The organism is Pelomonas sp. KK5 (genome assembly GCF_001984095.1).
Taxonomy (GTDB): domain Bacteria; phylum Pseudomonadota; class Gammaproteobacteria; order Burkholderiales; family Burkholderiaceae_C; genus KK5.
Map to the genome: position 1 here is coordinate 1 of NZ_LYVQ01000551.1, position 531 is coordinate 531.

Below are 531 nucleotides of genomic sequence, written 5' to 3' on the forward strand. Positions count from 1 at the left end.
CGGCGCGGCTGAACGCAATCGTTAGGCATCACAAGCGTTCATCATGACTTTCCTCGAATCGCTCAGCGCTCTTTCCAGCGTGGCTACTGCAGTGGGCGTTGCCGTGGCAGCTCAACAACTGTTCATCACGCGAGAACAGGCTACGACCTCATTTGAAGACACGCTCACGAGTCAATACCGAACGCTGATCGAGCGGATTCCTGTTGAGGCACTATTCGGAGAACCACTGCCGCCGGATTCTCAAGTAGAACTGCTACCTCATTTCTACCGGTACTTCGATCTCTGCAACGAGCAGGCCTTCCTCCGCCAGAAGAAGCGCATCACAGATAAGACCTGGGAGAACTGGGAAGACGGCATCAAGTCGAACATGAAACGGCCCGCCTTTGCAGCGGCATGGCAAGAGGTCGCCTACCGCGCGCAGGGCGACTTTGAGCATCTGCGCGAACTCTGTCCTCCAAACCCTGTGCCAGCCCAGCAACTGCCTAACCCGCAGTTGCAGCCGACGCCTAACGGCGCGGCTGAACGCAATCG

General features: G+C 57.4%; 1 protein-coding gene. It reads left to right on the forward strand.

The window, feature by feature from the left end; genetic code table 11:
* Nucleotides 1–43 precede the first annotated feature (43 nt).
* A partial coding sequence (locus B0W88_RS33380; RefSeq protein WP_144007168.1) for a hypothetical protein occupies nt 44–531 on the forward strand: 488 nt, incomplete at its 3' end.